Genomic DNA, 24075 nt, shown 5'->3' on the forward strand with positions numbered 1-24075 from the left:
CCTATTGATCGGCCGGGCCGGTGAACCGGCGCACCAACGCCGCCCGGTCGACCTTGCCGATGCCGCGCCGCGGTAGCGCGTCGACGACGTGCACCTCGCGCGGGGCGGCGCTGGCGTCCAGGGTGCGCGCCACGTGGGCGCGCAACACTTCCAGCGTCGGCGCCGAGTGTCCCTGGGCCACCACGATCGCGGCGACGACCCGCTGGCCGAGCCGGTCGTCGGCGACGCCGAACACCGCGCACTCCCCGACGGCGGGGTGGGTGCCGAGCGCGGCCTCGACAAGTTGGGGTTGCACGGTCAGCCCGCCCGTGCTGATCGCGTCGTCGGCGCGTCCGGTGACGGTCAGCACGCCCGCCGCGTCCACGACGCCGAGGTCGTCGGTGCGGAACCAGCCCGGCTCGGCGAACGGGTCGGGATCGACCGGGTTGCGGTAGCCCTTGGCCAGGGTCGCGCCGCCGAGCGCGATGCGCCCGTCGGGCGCCACCCGGACCCGCACGCCGTCCAGCGCAACCCCGTCGTACACGCAGCCGCCCGCGGTCTCGCTCATCCCGTAGGTGCGCACCACCCTGATGCCGGCCGCCGCCGCGGCGTCGAGCACGCGGTTCGGGGCCGGGCCGCCGCCCAGCAACACCGCGTCCAGTTCGGCGAGCGCGGCCGCGGCCGCCGGGTCGGCCAGCGCCTTGGCCAACTGCGCGGCCACCAGCGATACGTAGCGCCGCCCGGCGCCCAATCGCCTTGTCGCGCCCGGCAATTCGGTGACGTCGAAGCCTTCGGAGATGTCCAGCTCGACGGGCGTGGAGCCGGCCAGAGCGCTGCGGATCAACACCTGCAACCCGGCGATGTGGTACGGCGGCAGCGCCAGCAGCCAGCTGCCCGGGCCGCCGAGGCGGTCATGGGTGGCCGTCGCGCTGGCGGTCAACGCGGCCGCCGTCAGCAGGGCTCCCTTAGGCACACCGGTGGTGCCCGACGTCGTCGCCACCAGGGCCACGTCGTCGTCGATGTCTTCCCCGACCCGCAGGCCCGCCCGCAAGGCGTCGGAGCCGGGGGCGAGGGCCACCAGCGCGGGGTCGCGCCCGTCCAAAACCCGTTCCAGGGCGGGTAACAGCGACGAGACGGCCGAGCCCGGCGGGACGGTGAGCGCGCGCAGTACGGCTATGCGGGGTCCTCGACCTCGTCCGCGTCGTCGAACGGCCAGCCCTGGGCGGCCAACCGCACCCGCACCCGCTCGACGTCCTCGGGCGAGGGCAGGTTGTCGGTGATCTGCGTGATCAGCACCCCGATGTCGACGTCGTCGAACTCGCCCCTGCTGATCAGCTCGCAGGCGACGGCCTTGACCTCGTCGTTGGACAGCCTGCGGGCGAGCAGCGCGAGCACCGGGAAGGTGTCCGTCGCCGGGACGCCTTCGGGATATCCCGCGCGCAGCCACGAGACGATCGAGTTGAGAAATCCGTTCACGCTGGTGCAGCTCCCCCCGGTGTCCGGCTCGGTAACGCGGTGGGCATCATTCGATGCTACTTGGGTTTGGCTCCGAGGAACGCGACGCCGGTGTGGTGGGCGATGAAGTCCCGGGAGATGTACGCCAGGGCGAAGGCGATCACCACGATGACCACCGCGTAGATCGCCCAGGCGAGCGCCAGCAGTGCCGGGTTCTTCTGCGTCGAGTCGCGGTCGGTGCCGGCCTGTCCGGCGCCCACCGCGTGAAACCGGAGCCCCAGGGCGAACAGCCCGGGCAGTGCGGCCCCGGCCAGCATCGAGAAGACCAGGATCTTGAGGGAAGCCTGGTAGTTGAACCAGTCGCCGAAGTGACTCATCAAGCGTTCGCCTTCATCGTCGGGTCATCGGAGTCGTAGCGGCCGGAGGAGCCGCTACCGTTGGTCGGGTGCACGTCCGAGGGCGGTCGGTGCTCGGCGGAGTCCTCCAGCCCGGCCGTCAGGTCGCCCTTCCATTCGGCGTTGACGTTGTTGTGGTCGACCTTGACCTTGCGCGACCGGATGTAGATGGTGGCCGAGACCGCGATCAGCAGCGCGAAGCCGACGATGGCGCCGGGGTAGCCGCCGATCAGGTGCACGATCCAGTAGGTGACCGCGCCCACCAGGCCCGCCAGCGGCAGCGTCACCAGCCAGGCGACGCCCATGCGGCCGGCGACGCCCCAGCGGACCTCACCGCCGGGCTTGCCCAGCCCGCTGCCCAGCACCGAACCCGTGCAGACCTGGGTGGTCGACAGGGCGTAGCCGAAGTGGGCGGAGAGCAAAATGACAGCGGCCGAAGACGATTCGGCGGCCATGCCCTGCGGCGACTGGATTTCCACCAGCCCCTTGCCCAGGGTGCGGATGATGCGCCAGCCGCCCAGATAGGTGCCCAGCGCCATCGACACGGCGCAGCCGACGATGACCCACAGCGGGGGCATCGAGGCGTTCTTGCTGACCGAGCCGTAGGACATCAGCGCCAGGAAGATGATGCCCATCGTCTTCTGGGCGTCGTTGGTGCCGTGTGCCAGCGAGACCAGCGACGCCGAGCCCCACTGGCCGTACCGGAAGCCGGCCTCGGTGCGCTTGGCCGAGATGCCGCGGGTGATCCGGTAGACCAGCCAGGTCGCCACGGCCCCGACCACGATGGCCAGGATCGCCGATACGACGGCCGGGATGATCGCCTTGGACACCACGCCCTTCCAGATCACCCCGTGCGCGCCGACGGCCGCGATGGTGGCGCCGACGATGCCGCCGATCAGGGCGTGCGAGGAACTCGAGGGGATGCCCAGCAGCCAGGTCAGCAGGTTCCACACGATGCCGCCGACCAGGCCGGCGAAGACCAGCTCCAGCGTCACGATGTGCCCGTCGATCAAACCCTTGGCGATCGTGGCGGCGACGGCGGTGGACATGAACGCGCCCACGAGATTGAGCACCGCGGACAGCGCGACGGCCGCCTTGGGCTTGAGCGCCCCGCTGGCGATCGAGGTCGCCATCGCGTTGCCGGTGTCGTGGAAGCCGTTCGTGAAATCGAAAGCCAGTGCCGTGATTACGACAATGATCAGAAGGAACAATTGGATGTTCACAGCGCCCGATTCTGGTGGTAGGGGGATTCCATTGTCGAATGCAGCGGGAGCCTAATCGCGGGTGTATCTAGACTCGTCGCCAGATGTTACCTCTCAGTTAACCGGACTTTCCCTGTCGTTCACCCCGGGTGTCGCGGCGCAACGGGTGGTCGGGCGGGATCTGCACGAAGATCAGCGTGATGCCGTCGGGGTCGGTGACATGCATTTCGAATAGGCCCCACGGTTCTTGGCGCGCCTCGCGGGCGATCTCGACGCCGCGGCCTTGCAGCTCGGCCTGGGTGGCTTCGATGTCGCGGACCTGGAGCCACAGCGCGCCGGGGAACGGGCCCCGCGAGTGATCCGGGGAGCCGTAACCCGCAAGCTCCAGCAGCGACTGGCCGGCGAAAAACACTGTGCCCGCGCCGTATTCACGGGCGATCGCCAGGCCGATCAGGTCCCGGTAGAAGGCCAGCGACTGCTCGTAGTCCGCCGGTCGAAGCAGCATCCGGCTGGCCAAAATCTCCATGACGTCGTGTCTATCACGTTGGTCTGGGCTCAGTCGCCTTCCGCGCGATTCGGCTGAATCCGCTGCCGCTGCATGAGCGTGTTGACCAAGCGGGGGCCGAACGTGTCCAGCGCCTTGGCGGCGATCGCCATTCGCGGGGCGATCCGCACGGGTCGGGTGCGGGCGGCGGTCAGCATCCACTCGGCGGCCTCTTCCGACGTCAGCGCCGGCATGCCCTCGTAGGCTTTCGTCGGCGCGATCATCGGCGTGGCCACCAGCGGGTAGTACAGCGTCGTCGAATGCACGCCCCTGGGCCCCCATTCGGTCTCCACGACGCGGCTCACCGCCGACAGCGCCGCCTTCGACGCGTTGTAGACCGCGAACAGCGGCGACGCCTCCGACAGCACGCCCCACGTGGAGACATTGATGACGTGGCCGTCGCCGCGCTCGAGCATCCCGGGGGCCAGCCCGCGGATCAGCCGCAGCGGCGCGTAGTAGTTGAGCACCATGGTCCGCTCGACGTCGTGCCAGCGATCCAGCGACTCGGCCAGCGGCCGGCGGATCGAGCGGCCGGCGTTGTTGATCAGGATGTCCACCCCGCCGAGTCGCTCCCGAACGTCGGCGACCAGCGCGTCGACGGCGTCCATGTCCGAGACGTCGCACGGCATGGACAGCGCGGTGCCACCCGCCGCGGCGATCCGGTCCGCGAGCGCGTCCAGCAGGTCTTTGCGGCGCGCGCTGACGGCCACGGTCGCGCCCGCGCGGGCCAGCAGTTCGGCCCCGGCCTCGCCGATGCCCGACGACGCCCCGGTCAGCAGGATGCGCTTGCCCCGCAGGTCGACCGGCTTCATCGCGGGCCGGTTGACCAGCACCTGCGGGGCCATCGGGGGGCGCATGGTGGCCAGGACGAGCTGGTCGGTGAAACGGCGAAGCGGGCTCTTGCTCACGTGGGGAGTCTAGGGGCGGCCCACCGAGCCCCTAGAAGTAGCGGGGGAACCGGCTCCAGTCGGGCGGGCGCTTCTCCAGGAAGGCGTCGCGGCCCTCGACGGCCTCGTCGGTCATGTACGCCAGCCGGGTCGCCTCGCCCGCGAACAGCTGCTGACCCACCAGCCCGTCGTCGAGCAGGTTGAAGGCGAACTTCAGCATCCGTTGCGCCTGAGGGGACTTCGCGTTGATCTCGGCCGCCCACTCGATGCCCGCCCGCTCCAGGTCGGCGTGGTCGATGACCGCGTTGACCGCGCCCATCTGGTGCATCTGCTCGGCCGTGTACGGCCGGCCCAGGAAGAAGATCTCGCGGGCGAACTTCTGGCCCACCTGCCGCGCCAGATACGCGCTGCCGTAGCCGCCGTCGAAGCTGCCGACGTCGGCGTCGGTCTGCTTGAAGCGGGCGTGCTCGCGGCTGGCCAGCGTGAGGTCGCAGACCACGTGCAGGCTGTGCCCGCCACCGGCGGCCCAGCCGTTGACCAGGCAGATGACCACCTTGGGCATGAACCGGATCAGCCGCTGCACCTCGAGGATGTGCAGCCGGCCGGCGCGGGCGGTGTCGACGGTGTCCGCCGTTTCACCGCTGGCGTACTGGTAGCCGCTGCGCCCGCGGATGCGCTGATCGCCGCCGGAGCAGAACGCCCAGCCGCCGTCCTTGGGCGACGGGCCGTTGCCGGTCAGCAGCACCACACCGACGTCCGGGGACATTCGCGCGTGGTCGAGCACCCGGTACAGCTCGTCGACGGTGTGCGGCCGGAACGCGTTGCGCACCTCGGGTCGGTCGAACGCCACCCGCACCGTCGCGTCGGCGACATGCCGGTGGTAGGTGATGTCGGTCAGGCCGTCGAACCCGTCCACGGGCCGCCATTGGGCGGCGTCAAAGGGGTTGTCGGTCATGGCGTTTCAACCGGCTCGAAACGAAAGACCGCGCAGCGGCCGGCGAGGGCCTCGAACTCCTCGGGGCGGCCCTCGGTGACCAGTCCCGCCCGCTTCATGAAGCCGACGCCCGTCGGCACCTCGGTGGGGAAGAGCCGCAGGATCGGCCGGGCGTCGTCGACGGACAGCTCGGCCATCCGCACCCGCTGGACGTGGCGGCCACGCGCGATCGTCGCCTCACCGGCGGCCCGCACGTTGGCCACCCAGTCGGCGCCCGGGAACCCGGCGACGACGTACTGGTGGCCGTCGACGGTCATCGGAGTTACCGGCGTCGAGCGCGGCGCCCCGGACTTGCGGCCCTTGACCGTCAGCACGACGGGGCTCTCACCACCGAAACTCATTCCCAGCCGCGACATCTGGATGAAGACCTTGTTGGCCGGCTTCAGCCACCACGGCGGCTTGATCGGCTTGCCGCTTCCCATACCCAGCGACGTTACCTCTCAAAGGGTTCGACGCTGAGCGCCCGGGGCTCCGTTGAACCGACGGCGGCCAGCCTTTCCAGCGACTCGGCGTCCAGGGTGACGTCGCCCGCGCCGAGGTTCTCCTCGAGGTGCTCGACCGATCGCGTGCCGGGAATCAGCAACGTGTTCGGCGCGTGCGCCAGCAGCCACGCCAAGCCGACCTGGGCGCCGGTGACGCCGAGTTGGCCGGCGATGTCCACGACCACCGGGTGGTCGGCGACCTTCGGGAAACCCGGAAACGCCGATCCCAGCGGGAAGTAGGGCACCCAAGCGATGCCCTCCGACTTGCACAGGTCCAGCGTGGCTTCCTGCGAGCGGTCGAACAGGCTGTAGGCGTTCTGCACGCAGACGATCCCCGCCGGCAGCGCCCGCCGCACCACGTCGAGCGGCACGCTGCTGATTCCGATCGCGCCGATCTTGCCCTCGTCGCGCAGCGCGATCATCTCGGCGGCCTGGTCGTCGACGTCGACGATCTGATCGCCGTCGGCGCCCACGGCGGGACCCAGGTCCATGCGCCGCAGGTTGACCACCGGGACGCAATCCAGGCCCAGCTGGCGCAGGTCGTCCTCGACCGCGGCGCGCAGTTCCGCGGGCTTCTGCGCCGCCGCCAGCGGTATCGGCTGTTCGCCGGTGTAGCGGGCCCCGACCTTGCTGACGATGACGAGGTCGTCGGCGTAGGGGAACAGCGCCGCGCGAATCCGCCGATTCACCTCGCCGGGGCCGTAGAACGAGGCGGTATCGATGTGGTTCACGCCGAGTTCGACCGCGCGGCGCAGCACCGCGGCGGCGTCTTCCGGCGCGGTCTCGAACAGCTGCATCGCGCCGTAGCCGACGCGGGCGACGGTCGACGCGCCGATGTTGCCGGGACCGCCGGGCTGTGGTGTGTCCGTCATGGTTCTCCCTGGTGTCACAATGGACTGGATGCGGAGGATCCTCCGCTTATCCGACGGTAGCAGAAACGGAGGTGCCTCCGCTTGGCTGGGATCCGATCGGACGCCCGCCGGAATCGGGAGCGCCTGCTCGAGGTCGCGACGGCGGCGTTCGCCGCCGCCGAGGGGCGATCCGTGTCTATGGAGGCCATCGCGCGCGACGCCGGCGTGGGAATTGGCACGCTATACCGCCATTTCCCGAATCGGGAGGCGCTCGTCGAGGCGATCTACCGCGCCGAGCTCGCCGAGGTGGCCGCGACGGCGGAACGGCTACTCAAGCGGCATCCGCCCAGGGCTGCGCTGCGCCACTGGATGGACCGCTATGCCGCCTTCGTGGCCGCCAAGCGCGGGATGGCCGAATCGTTGCACGCGATCTTCGACTCAGGCGCCATGCAGGCCAGCCAGACTCGGGACAGCATCGTCGGAGCCGTGGACCTGCTGTTGCGCGCCGGCGCCGAGGACGGCAGCCTGCGCACCGATGTGCAGGCCGACGATGTGGTGACCAGCCTGATCGGCATCTTCATGGCCAGCGGCTCGCCGGAACAGACGGGCCGCATGCTCGACCTGCTGGTCGCCGGGGTGACTGCGGTCTAACCGAGTGTGCGGCCAGCCGCACGTTCGAGCGCGACCGTGCGTCCAGCCGCACGCTCGCCACAGCACCGCCTAGCCCACGGCGCGCTCGGCGCCCTCCCAGAACTGGGCGCGCACGGCCTTCTTGTCGGGCTTGCCCAGCGCGGTCACCGGCACCGAGTCGACGACGATCACCTGCTTGGGCGATTGCACCGAACCCTTGCGTTCCTTGACGGCGGACTGGATCTCGACGGTCACCCGCGCCACCGACTCCTCGTCGGAGGGATGGTCGGGCCGCAACACGATCACGGCGGTGACGGCCTCGCCCCACTTCTCGTCCGGAGTGCCGATCACGCAGACCTGCGCGACGGCGGGGTGCTCGGCGACGACGTCCTCGACCTCGCGCGGGAACACGTTGAAGCCTCCCGTGACGATCATGTCCTTGACCCGGTCGACGATGAACCAGAAGCCGTCCTCGTCCTCCCGGGCCATGTCACCGGTGTGCAGCCAGCCGTCGGAGAACGTCTTGGCCGTCTCCTCCGGCAGGTTCCAGTAGCCGCCGCTCAACAGCGGCCCCGACACGCAGATCTCGCCGACCTCGCCCTGCGGCACCGGGTTGCCGTCGGCGTCCAGCAGTGCCGTGCGGGCGAACAGGGTGGGCCGGCCGCAGGAGGTGAGCCGCTTCTCGTCGTGGTCCTTCTTGGCCAGATACGAGATCACCATCGGGGCTTCGGACTGCCCGTAGTACTGGGCGAAGATCGGCCCGAAGCGACGAATGGCCTCGGCCAGCCGCACCGGGTTCATCGCCGAGGCGCCGTAATAGACGGTCTCCAGCGAGGACAGGTCGCGGGTGTGCGAATCGGGGTGGTCCATCAGCGCGTAGATCATCGACGGCACCAGCATGGTCGCGGTGATCTTCTGCTCCTCGATCACCCGCAGCACCTCGGCCGGGTCGAACTTGGTCAGCACCACCAGCTCGCCGCCCTTGATGATGGTCGGCACGAAGAACGCCGCCCCGGCGTGCGACAGCGGGGTGCACATCAAAAAGCGCGGGTTTTCCGGCCACTCCCACTCGGCGAGCTGGATCGTGGTCATCGTGGTGATCGACTGCGCGGTGCCCAGCACGCCCTTGGGCTTGCCGGTGGTGCCGCCGGTGTAGGCCATCCCGCCGATGTGGTCGGGCGGAAGGTCGGCGGCCACCAACGGCTTGGGTGAATACTTCGCGGCCTCGGCCACCAGGTCCACCGCGGAGTCGCCGAGCGCCTCGGGGACCGGGCCGATGGTCAGGATCTGCTTGAGGCCGGGCACCTTCTCCAGCAGGCCCAGCGCCCGATCGACAAACATCGGGTTCGGGTCGATGATCAGCGACGTCACCCCGGCGTCGCCCAGCACGTAGGCGTGGTCGTCCAGGGAGCCCAGCGGGTGCAGCGCCACGCGCCGGTAACCCTGGGTCTGGCCGGCGCCGATGATCATCAGCACCTCGGGCCGGTTCAGCGACAGCAGCCCGACGGTCGCGCCGGTGCCCGCGCCGAGCGCCTCGAACGCCTGGATGTACTGGCTGATCCGCTCGGCGAGCTGGCCACCGGTCAGCGTGGTGTCGCCGAGGTGCAGCACCGGCTTGTTCTTGTTGCGCTTGAGCGCACCGACGGTCAGGTGTCCGGAATGAATGGGATGGCGCAGTAGCTCGTCACTCATGAGGCCAAGACTAGAACGTGTTGCAGTTTTAGTCAGCCACCCCCTCGGTGGCGGCGCGTGCCGGTCTAGGGATCGGGCCAGGCCAGGATCCGCTCCCACCGCTCGCGTCCCTGCGGGGTGAGGCCGACGTCGCGAGTGTCGGGCCATTCCTCGATCTCTCGGATCGTCCGTTCGCACCACTCGATCACGTTCCGGTAGAACTCGGCGATGAACGTCGATTCGGGCTCAACCAGGTGCAGCCGATTGGGAAACGGGCCGCCGGAGCCCAGCAGCTCGGCGATGAGCGCCCTGCCCTTGGCATAGAGCTCGCGCGCCTCGCGCGCGGTGCCTTCGAGCGACGAGCGCAGGTCCTCGACGGTCGCCTGGTCGCCGAGGAACAACCGAAGAAATCCCTCGGCCTCGATCACGGGCGCGGCCGGCTCGCTGCCGAACCATTCCTCAAGTGCCGCACGGCCTTCCGGGGTGATCGTGTACAAGGTGCGTTGGCGTCGGCGGCCCTCGACTACTTCTGCGGTCGCGTGACCGCGCTCGACGAGCCGCTTCAGCTCCGCATACAGGTGAGCATCCGATCGCGGCCAAAAGAAGTGCACCCCGCGTTTGATCTGAGCGACGATCTCGTAGGCCGTCCACGATTTGATGGCGAGCAGGCCGAGAAGCGCGAAGGAGGTGGTCGTCGGTGCGGAGGCCATCCCTTGACAATACTCAAACGTGGAGTAACTTAAAGCTCCATAGTGGAGTATGGAGGTCCATCATGAATGACACCGACTACGTAGCGATCGTCGACACGAACAGGGACGAATTGCGGGATCGCATCGGGCGGGCGCGGGTCCGCTTCGACCGGTTGGTCCGTTCCGCGGACCCAGATCTGTGCGTCCCCGGTCTGGACTGGACCGTTCAACAGGTTGTCGCCCACGTGCTGTCCATGGCACATCGCTTTCAAGCGCTCGCCGAGGGACGCGACTTTCACCGCGCCACCTATGCGCGAGACTTGGACGACATCAACCGCGCAGAGCTCGAGGCGCTGATGGCGCCGATCCCCGAAATCGCCGACCAGATCAACGATCTCGCACCGGTCATGGACGCGTTTTTCGACGGCGGTTCGAATGACCGGGTATACGAGGCCCATGGCGGTGCCATGCTGGACATCATCGCGGGGCAGGCGGTCTGGCTGGGCGAGTTGATTCTCCACGGGAGGGACGTCGCGCGAGCGATCAGAGCGCCCTGGCAGATTGACGAACGCGACATGCTGCTCATCGCGCGGGGCCTGATGCAATACGGCGAGGGGCCGGGGTATCTGCGCACGGGGCTGCCGCCCGGCACCGATCTTTGCGTCGCTTTCACGCTTCCCGGCGCCCGCCCTTACGTCATCCACATTCACGACGGGGTGGCGGACATGCGCGAGCGCCGGCCCGCCGACCGCCCGGACGCCGTGCTACAGATGCCCGCCTCGACGCTGTGCGACCTGATCTACCAACGCATCGGGCCGGTCACCGCCGCACGACGGGGGCTGAGGATCGTCGGCGGCCGGCGGCCGTGGAAGGCGCTCAAGCTCCACTCCTACTTGGAACGTCCCTAAAGCGGTATTGACCACTAGCATCCCTGCACATGGCCGCCGCAGATCTCGTCGTCACCGGAACCGTGCTGACCGTCGACGAGAACCGGCCCACCGCCGAGGCGCTCGCGGTCGCCGCCGGCCGCATCATGGCCGTCGGCACCCGCGCCGAAATCGAAGCGCACCTCGGCCCGGACACCCGGACCATCGACGTCGGCAACGGCTGCGTCATGCCGGGATTCGTTGAGGCGCATGGCCATCCGCTGATGGAGGCGCTGGCGCTGAGCGACCGGATCGTCGACATCCGGCCCGTCACGCTGCCCGACGCCGACGATGTCGTCGCCGCGGTCCGCCGGGAGGTCGCCGCCCGGGGTTCCGCCGGCGCCTACCTCAACGGCTGGGATCCGCTGCTGCAGCGCGGGTTGCCGCAGCCGACGCTGGACTGGCTCGACGAGACCTCGCCCGACGGGCCGCTGGTCATCATCCACAACTCCGGGCACAAGGCCTACTTCAATTCGCATGCCGCCCGGCGGTCCGGGCTGACCCGCGACACCCCCGATCCCAAGGGCGCGCGATTCGGCCGCGACGCGCGCGGCGACCTGGACGGCTCCGCCGAGGAGACCGGCGCGGTGTTCCCGCTGCTGGCCGGGGCCATCGCGCCCGAGGACTATCCGGCGATGCTGCTCGCCGAGTGCGCCCGGCTCAACCGCGCCGGCCTGACCACCTGCTCGGAGATGGCCTTCGACCCGGCGTTCGGGCCGGTGGTCGAGCGGCTGCGCGGCGACCTCACGGTCCGGCTGCGCACCTACGAGATCTCCAACCCGCAGATGCGCACCGACGCCACCCCCGGCCAGGGCGACGACATGCTGCGCCAGGTCGGCATCAAGATCTGGGTGGATGGCTCCCCGTGGGTGGGCAACATCGCCCTGTCCTTCCCCTACCTCGACACCGACGCCACCCGCACCATCGGGGTGCCGCCCGGCTCCTGCGGGCACGCCAACTACACCCGCGAACAGCTCAGCGAGATCGTCGGCGCCTACTTCCCGCTGGGCTGGCCAATGGCCTGCCACGTGCAGGGCGACGCCGGCGTCGACACCATCCTCGACGTGTACGAAGAGGCGCTCAATCGCCACCCGCGCGACGATCACCGGCTGCGCCTCGAGCACGTCGGCGCCATCCGGCCCGAGCAGCTGCGCCGCGCCGCCGATCTCGGCGTCACCTGCAGCATCTTCGTCGACCAGATCCACTACTGGGGCGACATCATCGTTGACGGCCTGTTCGGTCCCGAGCGCGGATCCCGTTGGATGCCAGCGGGTTCCGCGGTGGCCACCGGCATGCGGATCTCGTTGCACAACGACCCGCCGGTCACCCCGGAGGAGCCGCTGCGCAACATCAGCGTGGCCGTCACCCGCACGGCGCCCAGCGGCCGGGTGCTGGCGCCCGAGGAGCGGTTGACGGTCGAGCAGGCGATCCGCGCGCAGACCATCGACGCGGCCTGGCAGCTGTTCTCCGACGACGTGGTCGGCTCGCTGGAGGTGGGCAAGTACGCGGACCTGGTGGTGCTGTCGGCCGATCCGCGGACCGTCCCGCCGGAGCGGATCGCCGACCTCGAGGTGCGCGCGACGTTTTTGGCGGGCCGCCAGGTCTATGGCCAGTGACGCCCACGCGCCCGCCCCGCCTGCAAGACCTGTTGGACCGCATGCATGTGGTCGCGCTGCCGATGCGGGTGCGGTTCCGCGGCATCACCACCCGAGAGGTCGCCCTCATCGAGGGCCCCGCGGGCTGGGGGGAGTTCGGGGCCTTTCTGGAGTATGAGCCGCCGGAGGCCGCGCACTGGCTGGCCGCCGGCATCGAGGCGGCCTACCGCCCCCCGCCGCCGCCGCTGCGCGACCGCATCCCGATCAACGCCACCGTGCCGGCCGTCGCCGCCGCCCGGGTGGGTGAGGTGCTGGCCCGTTTCCCCGGCGCCCGGACGGCCAAGGTGAAGGTCGCCGAGCCCCGCCAGACGCTGGCCGACGACGTCGCGCGGGTCAACGCCGTGCGCGAACTCGTGCCGACCGTGCGGGTGGACGCCAACGGCGGCTGGAGCGTCGAGCAAGCGGCCAGGGCGGCGGCCGCGCTGACCGCCGATGGCCCGCTGGAGTACCTCGAGCAGCCCTGCGCGACGGTCGGCGAACTCGCCGCGCTGCGCGCGCGGGTCGACGTGCCGATCGCCGCCGACGAAAGCATCCGCAAGGCCGACGACCCGCTCGCCGTCGTACGCGCCCGCGCCGCCGACATCGCGGTCCTCAAAGTCGCTCCGCTGGGCGGCATTTCGGCCATGCTGTCGATCGCCGCGCAGATCGACATCCCGGTCGTGGTCTCCAGCGCGATCGACTCGGCGGTGGGAATCGCGGCCGGCCTGGCCGCCGCGGCGGCGCTGCCCGCGCTGCGCCATGCCTGCGGCCTGGGCACCGGGGGGCTGTTCGTGCAGGATGTGGCGGACGTCGCCCCGCCCGTCGGGGGCGCCCTGGCGGTCGCGCCGGTGACGCCGGATCCGGGGCGACTCCGCGCGCTGGCCGCGGCCCCGGAGCGGCGGCAGTGGTGGATCGACCGGGTCAAGGCCTGCCACCCGCTGCTTGTACCGTCGTCCGAGTGATCAACCTGGCTTACGACGACCGCGGCTCCGGCGAGCCGGTGGTGTTCATCAGCGGCCACGGCGGTGCCGGTCGGACCTGGCACCCGTATCAGCTGCCCGCGTTCCTGGCCGCCGGCTACCGCGTCATCACCTTCGACAACCGCGGAATCGGCGCCACCGAGAACGCGCAGGGTTTCACGACGCAGACCATGGTTGCCGACACCGCGGCGCTGATCGAGGGCCTCGACGCCGCGCCGGCCCGCGTCGTCGGGATGTCGATGGGGGCGTTCATCGCCCAGGAACTCATGCTCGCCCGCCCCGAGCTGGTGAGCTCCGCGGTGTTGATGGGCACCCGGGGCCGGATGGACAAGGCGCGCCAGTTCTTCCGCGACGCCGAGGCCGAACTCAGCGACGCCGGCGTCCAGCTGCCGAACTCCTACGACGCGAAAATCCGTCTGTTGGAGAACTTTTCGCGCAAGACGCTGAACGACGACGTCGCCGTGGCGGACTGGATCGCGATGTTCTCCATGTGGCCGATGAAGTCCACCCCGGGCACTCGCTGCCAGCTCGACGTCGCCCCGTACACCAACCGGCTGCCCGCTTACCGCGCCATCGCGACCCCGGTGCTGGTGATCGGCTTCTCCGACGACGTGCTGACGCCGCCCTACCTGGGGCGCGAGGTCGCCGACGCGCTGCCCAACGGTCGGTACGTGCAGATCCCCGACGCCGGCCACCTCGGCTTCTTCGAGCGCCCGGACGCCGTCAACGAGGCCGCGCTGAAGTTCTTCGCCGGCAACTGAGCCACGCGCCCGGTCGGCGGGTTGTGACAGGCTGTAGGAGTGAACCCCTCGACGACACAGGCCCGCGTCGTCGTCGACGAGCTGATTCGCGGCGGCGTCCGCGACGTCGTGCTCTGCCCGGGGTCGCGCAACGCGCCGCTGGCGTTCGCGCTGCAGGACGCCGACCGCTCCGGGCGGATCCGGCTGCACGTCCGCATCGACGAGCGCACCGCCGGCTACCTGGCCATTGGGCTGGCGATCGCCGCCGGCGCCCCGGTGTGTGTCGCCATGACGTCGGGCACCGCCGTGGCCAACCTGGGACCGGCCGTGGTGGAGGCCAACTACGCGCGGGTGCCGCTGATCGTGTTGTCGGCCAACCGGCCCTACGAGATGCTGGGCACCGGGGCCAACCAGACCATGGAGCAGCTGGGCTATTTCGGCACCCAGGTCCGCGCCGCCATCAGCCTGGGCCTGGCTGAGGACGCACCCGAGCGGATGGACGGGCTCAACGCCACCTGGCGATCGGCCACCTGCCGAGTCCTGGCCGCCGCCACGGGATCTCGCACCGCCAACGCCGGGCCCGTGCAGTTCGACATCCCGCTGCGCGAACCCCTGGTGCCCGATCCCGAACCCCGCGGCGCGACCTTCCCGCCGGGACGGCCCGACGGGCGCCCGTGGACCTACACCCCGCCGGTCACCTTCGACCAGCCCCTGGACATCGACCTGTCGCCCGACACGGTCGTCATCGCCGGGCACGGCGCCGGCACGCATCCCAACCTCGCCGAGTTGCCGACCGTCGCCGAGCCCACGGCGCCGGCCCCCGCCAACCCCCTGCACCCGCTGGCCCTGCCGCTGCTGCGGCCCAAGCAGGTGATCATGCTCGGCCGCCCGACCCTGCACCGGCCGGTGTCGGCGTTGCTGGCCGACCCGCAGGTGCCGGTGTACGCGCTGACCACCGGGCCGCGCTGGCCGGACGTCTCGGGCAACTCCCAGGCCACCGGGACACGGGCGGTCACCAGCGGCACGCCGAATCCGGCCTGGTTGAGGCGCTGCGCGGAGGTCAACCGGCACGCGATCGAGGCCGTGCGAGGGCAGCTGGAGGCGCACCCGCTGACCACGGGTCTGCACGTGGCGGCCGCGGTGGCCGACGCGCTGCGGCCCGGGGACCAGCTGGTGCTCGGGGCGTCGAACCCGGTCCGCGACGCCGCCCTGGTCGGGCTGGACACCCACGGCATCCGGGTCCGCTCCAACCGCGGGGTCGCCGGCATCGACGGCACGGTCTCCACTGCGATCGGGGCCGCCCTCGCCTACGAGGGCCGCACCGTCGCGCTGATCGGGGACCTGACATTCGTCCACGACAGCTCCGGGCTGCTGATCGGCCCCACCGAGCCGACCCCGCGCCAGTTGACCATCGTGGTCTCCAACGACAACGGCGGCGGCATCTTCGAGCTGCTCGAGCAGGGCGACCCGCGGTTCTCCGACGTGTCCTCGCGCATCTTCGGCACGCCGCACGACGTCGACGTGGGCGCGCTGTGTCGCGCCTATCACGTCGAGAGCCGGCAGATCGAGGCCGAGCAACTCAGCGCGGCGCTCGACGAACCGTCCACCGGGATGCGGGTTTTGGAGGTCAAGGCCGACCGGTCGTCGCTGCGACAGCTGCATGCCGCCATCAAGGCCGCCCTGTGACGAGCCCAAAAGCGTTACTGCGCATCCTGATTCACGGGCGCAGTGACGAGCCGCCGCAGACCCCGGCGAGGATCGCGTTGCGCTGGGCCCGGATCGCGGTGCTCATCGTCACCGGCTTGGTCACGCTGCAATCGGTCCTGTTGGTCGCCGGGGCGTGGCGCGACGACCTTGCGATTCAACACAACATGGGGGTGGCGCAGGCCGAGGTGCTCAGCGCCGGGCCGCGCCGCTCCACCATCGAATTCGTCACCCCCGAGCGGGTCACGTATCGTCCCGAGCTCGGCGTGCTCTACCCGTCGCACCTGGCGACCGGGATGCGGATCTACGTCGAATACAACAAGAACGACCCCAACCTGGTTCGCGTGCAGCACCGCAATGCCGGGCTGGCCATCATCCCGGCGGGGTCCATCGCGGTGGTGTGCTGGCTGGTGGCCGCCGTCCTCCTGGTAGGGCTGGCGCTGCTGGACAAGCTGCTGGATCGCCGGCCCGAGGCGAAGATCACACCCGCCTAGCTGGGGTTCACTGCGCCCGACCAGCAGATTTCGCGCGACGTATGCCCGCAGGCAACCTTCGCGACAGCCGGTGCTGAGACCGTAGTGTTGTGCGCGTTGCCATCGTCGCCGAATCGTTCCTGCCGGAAGTCAACGGTGTCAGCAACTCGGTGATCCGGGTCCTCGAGCATCTGCGTCGGACCGGTCACGAAGCCCTGGTCGTCGCGCCCGACACCCCTCCCGGTGCGGCTCCGGCGGATCGTATCTACGACGGGATTCGGGTGCACCGAGTCCCGTCGCGCATGTTCCCCAAGGTGACCACGCTGCCCTTGGGCGTGCCGACACCGCGGATGGTGAGCGTGTTGCGCGGATTCGACCCGCACGTCGTGCATTTGGCTTCGCCGGCCTTGCTCGGCTACGGCGGTGTCAAGGCGGCCCGCTGGCTGGGCGTGCCGACGGTCGCCGTGTATCAAACGGACGTACCGGGTTTCGCGGCAAGCTATGGCATCCCGATGACGCAACGGGCGGCGTGGGCCTGGTTCCGGCACCTGCACAGCCTCGCCGACCGCACGCTGGCACCGTCCAGCGTCACCATCGAATCCCTTGTGGCGCATCGTTTCCCGCGGGTGCACCACTGGGCGCGCGGTGTCGACGTGCTGCGGTTCGCCCCGTCGGCCCGCGACGAGGCGCTCAGGCGGCGATGGTCGCCGCACGGCAAGCCGATCGTCGGGTTCGTCGGCCGGCTGGCGCCCGAGAAGCACGTGGAGCGGTTGGCCCCGCTGGCGGCGCGCGACGACGTGCAACTCGTCATCGTCGGTGACGGTGTCGACCGGAACAAGCTGCAGAAGGCAATGCCGACAGCGGTTTTCACCGGCGCGCTGTACGGCCAAGAGCTCGCCGTGGCATACGCCAGCATGGATGTCTTCGTGCATCCCGGCGAACACGAGACGTTCTGCCAAGTCGTGCAAGAAGCGCTGGCGTCGGGGTTGCCGGTGATCGCCCCCGACGCCGGCGGCCCACGCGACCTTGTCACGCCGTGGCGCACCGGTTTGTTACTGGGCGTCGACGAGTTCGAGGCGAGGCTGCCCGCGGCCGTCACCCACCTGATCGACGAACGCCATCGCTACGCGCTCGCGGCCCGGCGCAGCGTGCTCGGCCGCAGTTGGCCCGTTATCTGCGACGAGCTGCTCGGCCATTACGAGGCGGTGCTGTCGCCGTTCGCCCGCAGGCGGATGTTCGCCAAGCGGTACGCCCAAGGCGGGTAACCGACTCTCAGCCCTCGGTGGGCAGGGCTCGAGCGCGTGTTTTTCGGCTCAGCGGGCCGTTCTCCGGCCATTTCCTCAGTCGTGGGGTCAGAATGGGCCTGATAGGAGGGGCCCATATGTCGTCCCATTTGGAAGTTTTCAGGCCGTCGGGGCGGGAGCTGGTCGCGCTGAGTGGTGAACGAATGACCCTCGGCAAGTCCTTGACCAATGCGGTGGCGTTGGAGCACGACCCCACCGTGTCGCGCGTACACGCCGTCTTGGAGAACTTCGGGCAAGCCTGGTCCGTGCGGGACCTGGGTAGCCGCAACGGCACATATGTCAACGGGGAAAAGATCGCTGCGGAACGGATCCTGCGGTCTGGCGACGAATTGCGGCTGGGCAGTTCACGGTTGGTCTTCTGGATGACGAAAGGGGCCGACGACGCACCGGGTGATCAAGAAACCGAAACCGGCAAGTCCATCCTGCGTCCGCCCCGGATGACCGCACGCGAACTCGAGGTCCTCAAGGTCTTGTGTCGCCCCTTCGCCGCGGATGACCCGTTTCCCGAGCCGGCATCGGTTCGCCGGATGGCCCAAGAGCTGTTTGTCACGGAGGCGGCGGTCAAGCAACACCTGCAACACCTGTACGACAAGTTCGGCATCACGGCAGAGGGGGATCGCCGAGTGCGGCTGGCCAACGCGGCCATCCGGCTCGGGGCCGTCAACCGCTCCATGTTGCGTGACCGTCGTACGCAGAATTGAGCTCAGGGACTACCTGGACAGCTCGTTGAGTACCCCGCCACCGAGCATGGCAACGACATTGAGGGCGCTGCGGCGGTATTCGTCACAACTGGGGCATGACTCGATGTGGCGCGCAATGCGTTTCCGCATCAGGACGGTGAACTGCTGGTCCCAGCCGGACAGGTCCGCGGCGAGCCGCGGGCATCCGTGCGCCGAAGCGCGGCGGGCCACCAACAGTGCCCCCAACGAGCGTTCGACGGTGTCGCGCAGCCGCTGCAGGACCTTCTTGGTGGACTCGTAGCTGATGCCCAGCGCTTGTGCGAGCTCGGTTCCGGTCACGCCGTGACGGTAGGCGAGTTCCAGTACCTGGCGGTCGCGCTCGGACAGTCCGCCGGCCGCCTGGGTGATGAGTTGACGGAGTTCGTTCTGGGCCGTCAGCGTAAACGGCCCCGGACCGGTCGCCGCGTTGTCGGGCAGCTCGTCACAGGCGGCCTCGCGGCGGCGATCCGACAGGGCCCGCAGCGCGCTGCGGCGGGCGATGGCGTAGAGCCACGACCTCAACTTGTCCGCGTCACGCAGCTTCGGCAATTCTGTCGTGGCGGTGCAGAAGACATCCTGCACGCAGTCGGAGGCGGCGTGGCGATCACGCAGTATGCCGACGCAGTAGGCGTGCAGTGGGGCCGCATAGCGGTTGTAGATAACGGCCAGCGCCGCGCGATCACCGGCCGCCGCGGCCCGGGCGAGGTCCGCGTCGCTGACGATGCGGTGGTTCGACAGTGTGGTCATGGAAGTCATGACTGAAATGCTCGGGGATTATCGCTGCTCTGGTAATTACCGCGAGGGCCAGTTTCTTCTCCCGGAAGGGAAGGGTTTCCTACCCATTTGGTAAGGGTCGACAGCAAAGCGAGTATTGCCGTACTCAAGACAGCCGCTGGGTGTGGCGGGATCATCAGACGATGACCGATACAGCCAGCACAGACCGGCTGCGGCCGGACGTCGACGTGGTCGTGGTGGGCGCGGGCATCGCGGGCCTGTACCTCGCCTACCGGCTAAGTCGGTCCGGTTACCGATTCCGCGTCCTCGAAGCGGGCGACGACCTCGGCGGCACCTGGTACTGGAACCGCTACCCGGGCGCCCGGGTCGACGTGCCCAGCGTCGACTACATGTACAGCTTCGATCCCGACTGGCGCCGCGACTGGCAGTGGTCGGAGAAGTACGCCACCCAGCCGGAAATCCTGCGCTATCTCAATCACGTCGCGGACAAGCACGACCTGCGGCGCCACATCACCTTCTCGACGCGGGTGCAGCGGGCGAGCTGGGACGACGATGCCTCGTTGTGGCGGGTCAGCACCGGCGCGGGGGATCAGGTCACCTGTCGTTTCGTCGTGATGGCCACGGGTTGCCTTTCCGCGCCGAAGCCGCCCGAGGTCGACGGACTCGAGCGGTTCGCCGGCGACGTGTACTTCACCAGCAACTGGCCGCACGAGCTGGTGGATTTCCGCGGCAAGCGGGTAGCGGTGATCGGCACGGGTTCCTCTGGCGTTCAATCGATTCCGATCATCGCCCAGCAAGCGCGGGAACTGGTGGTCTTTCAGCGGACCCCGAATTTTTCGATCCCGGCGCGCAACGGCCCGTTGTCGGCCGAGAAGCTTGCGCAAACGGAGAATGAGGCGGAATACCGTGCGGCGGCAAGGATTTCACCGGCCGGCATTCCGATGGAGCGGAGCATCACCCCGACCTTCAGCGTGTCGGAGGCCGAACGGCAACGACGCTACGAGCAAGTCTGGAGCGGCGGCCTGCTGTTCGAATCGGTGAACGCATTCTCCGATGTGATGAGCAATGCCGCGGCCAACGCCCACTTCGCAGAGTTCTTCCGCAACAAGATCCGCTCCATCGTCGAGGACCCGCAGACGGCGGCCGATCTGTGCCCCACCGATCACCCCGTCGCGGCGAAACGGCCCTGCCTGGACACGAACTACTACGCCACCTACAACCTGCCGAACGTCCGCCTGGTCAACGTCCGCAAACACCCCATCCGGCAAGTCACGGAAACGGGCATCGACACCGTCGACGAGTCCTTCGCCCTGGACGCGATCGTCTTCGCCACCGGTTTCGACGCCGTCACCGGCGCGCTGACCGCGGTCGACTTCCGGGGCCGAAACGACTTGGCGCTGAAGGACAAATGGGCGCACGGCCCGCAGACGTACCTCGGGTTGAGCACGGTCGGCTTCCCCAACCTGTTCTTCATCACCGGCCCGGGAAGTCCCTCGGTGCTGACGAACATGGTCGTGTCGATCGAACAGCACGCGGACTGGGTGCTCGACTGCCTCGGTTACCTGGGCGCGGAAGGTTTCGAGGTCATCGAGCCCACCGAGACGGCCGAAGCCGGGTGGACGCAACACGTCAACGACTGCGCCGACATCACGCTCTACCCGGCGGCCAACTCGTGGTACATGGGCGCCAATGTGCCCGGAAAACCGCGGGTTTTCCTGCCCTATTGCGCCGGCCTCGACTTCTACCGCGCCGGCTGTGACGAGGTTGTCGCCCGAGATTATCTGGGGTTCCGCCTGTCCGGCCCCGGCGGATCTCGATGCAACGACGGGGTGGTGCGCCGGTTGCAACCGGACGTTGAGATGGTCCTCAACGCCGTGGCGGAGATGAACCTGCCGCCAATGGAATCGATGGCCGTCCAGGACGCCCGCGCGATGTATGCGCAGATGTCGATGGCCCGGCCGCCGGGGCCCGACGTCGGCGAGATCGTCGACGGTGTACTGCCCGGCGCCGCGGGTGATTTGGCGTACCGGCTTTACCGGCCCGCTACCCCCGGCCCGCACCCGGTGGTCGTGTATTTCCACGGCGGCGGCTACGTTCTCGGTGACGCCGCCTCGGACGATCCGCTGTGCCGCGACCTGTGCGCGCGAAGCGGCGCCATGGTGGTCTCGGCGGACTACCGCCATGCGCCCGAGCACCGCTTTCCCGCGGCCGTCGACGACGCGATGGCCGCGGTACGGTGGGTCGCCGACAACGCCGAGGCGCTCGGTGGGATCCCAGGTCGGTTGGCGGTGTGCGGCTGGAGCGCGGGCGGAGGCCTCGCGGCGGTGGTATGCCGGCTGGCGAGGGACATGGACGGGCCGGCCATCGCGGGACAGGTGTTGTTGACGCCCTTGACATCCGGCGACATGACGCGCGCATCGTTCACCGAGAATGCCGACGGATACGGCCTGACGACGCCGCTACTCCGATGGTGCTACGACCACTACATCGACGCGGCCGACCGCGACGATCCACGATTCGCGCCCTTGAATGCCGATGACCTCTCCGGGCTGCCGCCGGCCCTCGTGGTGACCGCCGAGTTCGATCCCCTGCGTGATATCGGCAAGGCCTACGCCGCCGCGCTGCGCGCCGCGGGCGTGCCGACCGAGCACGTCGGCGCACGCGGTCACACCCACCTGTCGGTGCCGATGGTCGACGTGGTCATCTCTGGCGCGCCGGTGCGGGCGCGGATGGCGGATGCGCTGCGCGAATTCTCTGCCGCGAAACCGATTTCGCATTCGATGGCCTGATGGCCGAGGCGGCGGTCAGCTGTATTCGTCGAATTTGATCGTCAACGTCGCCGGCCCGCTGAGCCCGGTGAGGGGCTTCCACGGGGCGGGTCCGGTGCGGTGGGCGTTGGGCATGCGCCGCGTGATGACGGCCAGGGCCTCGGAGAGCTCGAGCCGCGCCAGGTTGGCGCCCAGGCAGTAGTGCATGCCGGCGCCGAACGTCTGCATCGGCGGGGCCCCCACCCGGGTGATGTCGAGGCGGTCGGGTTCGTCGTAGACGGCGGGGTCGCGGTTGGCGGCGGCGGTGTTCGCGATGACCAGGGTGCCGGCGGGGATTGCGACCCTGGCGATTTCGACGTCCTCGAGTGCGATGCGCAAGGTGGCGGCCGCGATCGGTGAATGCCGCATGGTCTCTTCGACCGCGCCGTTCGCGAGTTCGGGATGCTCGGCGAGCAATGCCCACTGGTCGGGGCGGTCGCACAGCGCGTGTACCGAGGCGGCCAGCTGGTTGCGGGTGGTGTCGGTGCCGGCCACCAGCAGGCCCGCCGCCAGCATCCGCAGCTCGTCGGCGGTGAGGTGGTCGCCCTCGTCCTCGGCGCGGATCAGGTCGGAGATCAGGTCGTCGGTCAGGTTGTGGCGGCGCTGCGCGACCATGCCGTCGATGTAGGCGTCGAGCTCGTCCCACGCGGCCAAAATGGTGCGCTGGTGTGCGGCGACGTCCCAGCTGAAGGCCTTGAAGATGTCGTCGGTCCACTCCGAGAACAGCTTCCAGTCCTCGGCCGGGGCGCCCAACAACGCGCAGATGATCGGGATGGGGTATTGACGGGCGATGTCGACGACCACCTCGCAGCGCCCGGCTGCGATGTGGTGGTCGATCAGGTCGTTGATCACGTCGGTGATCGTCGTACGCAGTCGCGCGGTGGCTCGTGGGGTGAAGGCTTTGGACACCAGTCGGCGCAGCCGGTGGTGCGCGGCCCCGTCGAGGCTGATCAGGTTGGTCGCGACGCGCTCCCACAACGGGCCGGAGGTGATGCCCTGCGAGGCAAGGAACATGCCCTGCGGCACGCGGAACCGCGGGTCGCGCAGGACGGTTCGAACCAGTTCATAGGTCAGCAATTCCGGCCCGTGCGGGCCGATGGCGATCGACGCCTGCTGGCGCGCGCCGCGGATGATCGCGTGGGCCTCCTCGATGTTCTGGCAATGCTCGTAGTCGATCGTGGGAAGGCCGGCATCAAACACACTCGGGTAGGTCGGCGCGTCAACCGTGATGGTCATGGTGGTCCCCGTGAGTCGTCGGTGGTGTGCTTCCACCACCGAGTCTCAGGGGCGTGAGAGCCCACCACATGCGTAGCCGACTACCTGTCTTTGCGCATTGATGACAGTTGAGCCTGCGGCTGGCGATGAAGTCGCGACCGGAGCAGCGGGTCAGTGCCGCATGGTTAATTCAGCCTCTGTCGGGGCCTGCCAAATAAGTGTGTGGTCGGGGTCGTTAGCTGGGCGGCTCACGCAATTGTTGTGCTTCGGTTGCGCCCGCCGTCCCCACGAGTCGTCGCCCATCCAGGGCGGCAGGCCGAATGGAAGATCCGCTGACGGGATCCGCTGGTAGTCAGCTTCTTCGAATGAATCGCCATAGTTGGGCAGTGTTGTGTCGCCGTCCTCGTCGGGCGTTATCACGTTGCGAAGTTCAGGGACGGACGCGCGCCACTTGTTGAGCAAAGTTGTGGCGTCATGGCTCGACGGGTGCGGCACTTGGAACGTTGGTACGTCCGGTTTCGTCGTCCATAGTTCAAGCGCTGCCGAGGCATTCGCGCCGAACGCGACAACGGCCTCAAGATTGGGCCCAACGAGCATGTCATAGAAGCGATTTCGCCAAGCGGTTTGTTGTGGGTCTGCCAGCACGGGCTTGGCTTCACTGACGTTTGAGGGATGCACTGCCACCGGGTAGGCGTTGACCAGAACGTAGGAGTGGGTCAGACCCAGCTTGGCCACAAATCCTTGGACGCGTTGACCGGCGTCGCCGACCAGGGTCCGTCCAACAAGGCGTTCGGTAGGTCCCGGGTCGGATCCGATACCGATCAATCGCGCGTCTCCGGTCAGACGGCCCCGGTAGAAAACCGGACCCCAGTCGTACCAGAAATATTTTCGGTATTCCTCGGCGATTTCCGGGAACTTCGCGAAGTGCTCGGCGAATGCCAATGGTGGGCCGCTGTCGAAGCTGATCATGTTTCCCCTCAGTCCTCGGTCGCATCAAGATCGAGCGCATCAGTTTCGTCCATTATCCGCCGAGGAGACCCATTCCGGATTAAGACTGAT

23 protein-coding genes and 1 pseudogene are annotated in these 24075 nt (G+C 69.0%); 10 read left to right on the top strand and 14 right to left on the bottom strand.

Annotated features, from left to right (window positions below; genetic code table 11):
- Position 1 precedes the first annotated feature (1 nt).
- The 9 genes and pseudogenes from menE to A5730_RS16830 all read right to left on the bottom strand — a co-directional run bounded on the left by menE (position 2) and on the right by A5730_RS16830 (position 6810).
- Positions 2-1093: an o-succinylbenzoate--CoA ligase gene (gene menE, locus A5730_RS16790; RefSeq protein ID WP_231994710.1), complete on the bottom strand. Its 1092-nt coding sequence runs from the start codon at positions 1091-1093 to the stop codon at positions 2-4.
- Between the two features lie 59 nt (positions 1094-1152).
- Positions 1153-1455, bottom strand: a complete 303-nt coding sequence (locus A5730_RS16795; protein ID WP_067902635.1) for a DUF3349 domain-containing protein — start codon at positions 1453-1455, stop codon at positions 1153-1155.
- 56 nt (positions 1456-1511) lie between these two features.
- Positions 1512-1811 carry a hypothetical protein gene (locus A5730_RS16800; protein ID WP_067902638.1) on the bottom strand — a complete coding sequence of 100 codons (300 nt, stop codon included), beginning with the start codon at positions 1809-1811 and terminating at the stop codon, positions 1512-1514.
- 13 nt (positions 1812-1824) lie between these two features.
- Positions 1825-3052: pseudogene (locus A5730_RS16805) on the bottom strand (anion permease).
- A 97-nt stretch (positions 3053-3149) separates the two neighbouring features.
- On the bottom strand, positions 3150-3557 hold the full coding sequence (locus A5730_RS16810) for a VOC family protein (protein ID WP_067902645.1): 408 nt from the start codon (positions 3555-3557) through the stop codon (positions 3150-3152).
- Between the two features lie 29 nt (positions 3558-3586).
- A complete protein-coding gene (locus A5730_RS16815; protein ID WP_067902648.1) occupies positions 3587-4483 on the bottom strand; it encodes an SDR family oxidoreductase in 897 nt (298 codons plus the stop codon).
- A 31-nt stretch (positions 4484-4514) separates the two neighbouring features.
- Entirely contained in the window at positions 4515-5417 is a 903-nt protein-coding gene (locus tag A5730_RS16820) for a 1,4-dihydroxy-2-naphthoyl-CoA synthase (RefSeq protein ID WP_067902651.1), read from the bottom strand.
- The gene (locus tag A5730_RS16825) at positions 5414-5878 is read right to left on the bottom strand and encodes a nitroreductase family deazaflavin-dependent oxidoreductase (protein ID WP_067902654.1); all 465 of its coding nucleotides are present in this window, start codon (positions 5876-5878) and stop codon (positions 5414-5416) included. The genes A5730_RS16820 and A5730_RS16825 overlap by 4 nt, the downstream gene beginning before the upstream one ends.
- An 11-nt stretch (positions 5879-5889) precedes the next feature.
- Positions 5890-6810 carry an aldo/keto reductase gene (locus tag A5730_RS16830; RefSeq protein WP_067902659.1) on the bottom strand — a complete coding sequence of 307 codons (921 nt, stop codon included), beginning with the start codon at positions 6808-6810 and terminating at the stop codon, positions 5890-5892.
- Positions 6811-6891: 81 nt separating this feature from the next.
- Here A5730_RS16830 and A5730_RS16835 point away from each other — a divergent pair, with 81 nt between their 5' ends.
- Complete coding sequence (locus A5730_RS16835; RefSeq protein ID WP_067902662.1) at positions 6892-7440, top strand: TetR/AcrR family transcriptional regulator; 549 nt, start codon at positions 6892-6894, stop codon at positions 7438-7440.
- 69 nt (positions 7441-7509) lie between these two features.
- On the opposite strand, the gene fadD8 is transcribed toward A5730_RS16835, so the two are convergent.
- Positions 7510-9111, bottom strand: a complete 1602-nt coding sequence (gene fadD8, locus A5730_RS16840) for a fatty-acid--CoA ligase FadD8 (protein ID WP_067902665.1) — start codon at positions 9109-9111, stop codon at positions 7510-7512.
- Positions 9112-9176: 65 nt separating this feature from the next.
- Complete coding sequence (locus tag A5730_RS16845; RefSeq protein WP_067902668.1) at positions 9177-9800, bottom strand: PadR family transcriptional regulator; 624 nt, start codon at positions 9798-9800, stop codon at positions 9177-9179.
- Between the two features lie 62 nt (positions 9801-9862).
- Here A5730_RS16845 and A5730_RS16850 point away from each other — a divergent pair, with 62 nt between their 5' ends.
- The 8 genes from A5730_RS16850 (at position 9863) to A5730_RS16885 (ending at position 18241) form a co-directional block, all read left to right on the top strand.
- Positions 9863-10687 carry a maleylpyruvate isomerase N-terminal domain-containing protein gene (locus A5730_RS16850; RefSeq protein WP_067902672.1) on the top strand — a complete coding sequence of 275 codons (825 nt, stop codon included), beginning with the start codon at positions 9863-9865 and terminating at the stop codon, positions 10685-10687.
- Positions 10688-10716: 29 nt separating this feature from the next.
- A complete protein-coding gene (locus A5730_RS16855) occupies positions 10717-12321 on the top strand; it encodes an amidohydrolase (protein WP_067902675.1) in 1605 nt (534 codons plus the stop codon).
- A 41-nt stretch (positions 12322-12362) separates the two neighbouring features.
- Positions 12363-13301: an o-succinylbenzoate synthase gene (locus A5730_RS16860; RefSeq protein ID WP_067903127.1), complete on the top strand. Its 939-nt coding sequence runs from the start codon at positions 12363-12365 to the stop codon at positions 13299-13301.
- Positions 13298-14080, top strand: a complete 783-nt coding sequence (locus A5730_RS16865) for an alpha/beta fold hydrolase (RefSeq protein ID WP_067902679.1) — start codon at positions 13298-13300, stop codon at positions 14078-14080. Before A5730_RS16860 ends, A5730_RS16865 begins: the two co-directional genes overlap by 4 nt.
- Before the next feature lie 39 nt (positions 14081-14119).
- On the top strand, positions 14120-15745 hold the full coding sequence (gene menD / locus A5730_RS16870) for a 2-succinyl-5-enolpyruvyl-6-hydroxy-3-cyclohexene-1-carboxylic-acid synthase (protein ID WP_067902682.1): 1626 nt from the start codon (positions 14120-14122) through the stop codon (positions 15743-15745).
- On the top strand, positions 15742-16257 hold the full coding sequence (locus tag A5730_RS16875) for a DUF3592 domain-containing protein (RefSeq protein ID WP_067821701.1): 516 nt from the start codon (positions 15742-15744) through the stop codon (positions 16255-16257). The genes menD and A5730_RS16875 overlap by 4 nt, the downstream gene beginning before the upstream one ends.
- A gap of 89 nt (positions 16258-16346) precedes the next feature.
- Positions 16347-17501 (top strand): glycosyltransferase family 1 protein, encoded by a 1155-nt coding sequence (locus tag A5730_RS16880; protein WP_067902684.1) that lies wholly within the window; start codon positions 16347-16349, stop codon positions 17499-17501.
- A gap of 116 nt (positions 17502-17617) precedes the next feature.
- Positions 17618-18241 (top strand): FHA domain-containing protein, encoded by a 624-nt coding sequence (locus A5730_RS16885; RefSeq protein WP_067902687.1) that lies wholly within the window; start codon positions 17618-17620, stop codon positions 18239-18241.
- A gap of 9 nt (positions 18242-18250) precedes the next feature.
- On the opposite strand, the gene A5730_RS16890 is transcribed toward A5730_RS16885, so the two are convergent.
- Complete coding sequence (locus A5730_RS16890; protein WP_231994701.1) at positions 18251-19015, bottom strand: RNA polymerase sigma factor; 765 nt, start codon at positions 19013-19015, stop codon at positions 18251-18253.
- Positions 19016-19176: 161 nt separating this feature from the next.
- Here A5730_RS16890 and A5730_RS16895 point away from each other — a divergent pair, with 161 nt between their 5' ends.
- Positions 19177-21783, top strand: coding sequence for an FAD-dependent oxidoreductase (locus tag A5730_RS16895; RefSeq protein WP_067903131.1), 2607 nt, complete (start codon positions 19177-19179; stop codon positions 21781-21783).
- Between the two features lie 15 nt (positions 21784-21798).
- Here the strand turns inward: A5730_RS16895 and A5730_RS16900 are convergent, their stop codons facing one another.
- Both A5730_RS16900 and A5730_RS24430 read right to left on the bottom strand, forming a co-directional pair.
- The gene (locus tag A5730_RS16900) at positions 21799-23037 is read right to left on the bottom strand and encodes a cytochrome P450 (RefSeq protein ID WP_067902691.1); all 1239 of its coding nucleotides are present in this window, start codon (positions 23035-23037) and stop codon (positions 21799-21801) included.
- Positions 23038-23187: 150 nt separating this feature from the next.
- Positions 23188-23985 (bottom strand): hypothetical protein, encoded by a 798-nt coding sequence (locus tag A5730_RS24430; RefSeq protein WP_082946870.1) that lies wholly within the window; start codon positions 23983-23985, stop codon positions 23188-23190.
- Positions 23986-24075: the final 90 nt, after the last annotated feature.

This window comes from Mycobacterium sp. ACS4054 (assembly GCF_001667275.1).
Lineage (GTDB): Bacteria > Actinomycetota > Actinomycetes > Mycobacteriales > Mycobacteriaceae > Mycobacterium.

Bases quoted from the DNA above. Each gene is read 5' to 3' on its own strand.
- A5730_RS16890 (WP_231994701.1), bottom strand. From the start codon at position 19,015: ATGACTTCCATGACCACACTGTCGAACCACCGCATCGTCAGCGACGCG.
- A5730_RS16860 (WP_067903127.1), top strand. From the start codon at position 12,363: ATGCATGTGGTCGCGCTGCCGATGCGGGTGCGGTTCCGCGGCATCACC.
- A5730_RS16895 (WP_067903131.1), top strand. From the start codon at position 19,177: ATGACCGATACAGCCAGCACAGACCGGCTGCGGCCGGACGTCGACGTG.
- A5730_RS16810 (WP_067902645.1), bottom strand. From the start codon at position 3,557: ATGGAGATTTTGGCCAGCCGGATGCTGCTTCGACCGGCGGACTACGAG.
- A5730_RS24430 (WP_082946870.1), bottom strand. From the start codon at position 23,985: ATGATCAGCTTCGACAGCGGCCCACCATTGGCATTCGCCGAGCACTTC.
- A5730_RS16830 (WP_067902659.1), bottom strand. From the start codon at position 6,810: ATGACGGACACACCACAGCCCGGCGGTCCCGGCAACATCGGCGCGTCG.
- A5730_RS16850 (WP_067902672.1), top strand. From the start codon at position 9,863: ATGAATGACACCGACTACGTAGCGATCGTCGACACGAACAGGGACGAA.
- A5730_RS16845 (WP_067902668.1), bottom strand. From the start codon at position 9,800: ATGGCCTCCGCACCGACGACCACCTCCTTCGCGCTTCTCGGCCTGCTC.
- fadD8 (WP_067902665.1), bottom strand. From the start codon at position 9,111: ATGAGTGACGAGCTACTGCGCCATCCCATTCATTCCGGACACCTGACC.
- A5730_RS16900 (WP_067902691.1), bottom strand. From the start codon at position 23,037: ATGACCATCACGGTTGACGCGCCGACCTACCCGAGTGTGTTTGATGCC.
- A5730_RS16885 (WP_067902687.1), top strand. From the start codon at position 17,618: ATGTCGTCCCATTTGGAAGTTTTCAGGCCGTCGGGGCGGGAGCTGGTC.
- A5730_RS16820 (WP_067902651.1), bottom strand. From the start codon at position 5,417: ATGACCGACAACCCCTTTGACGCCGCCCAATGGCGGCCCGTGGACGGG.
- A5730_RS16855 (WP_067902675.1), top strand. From the start codon at position 10,717: ATGGCCGCCGCAGATCTCGTCGTCACCGGAACCGTGCTGACCGTCGAC.
- A5730_RS16825 (WP_067902654.1), bottom strand. From the start codon at position 5,878: ATGGGAAGCGGCAAGCCGATCAAGCCGCCGTGGTGGCTGAAGCCGGCC.
- A5730_RS16800 (WP_067902638.1), bottom strand. From the start codon at position 1,811: ATGAGTCACTTCGGCGACTGGTTCAACTACCAGGCTTCCCTCAAGATC.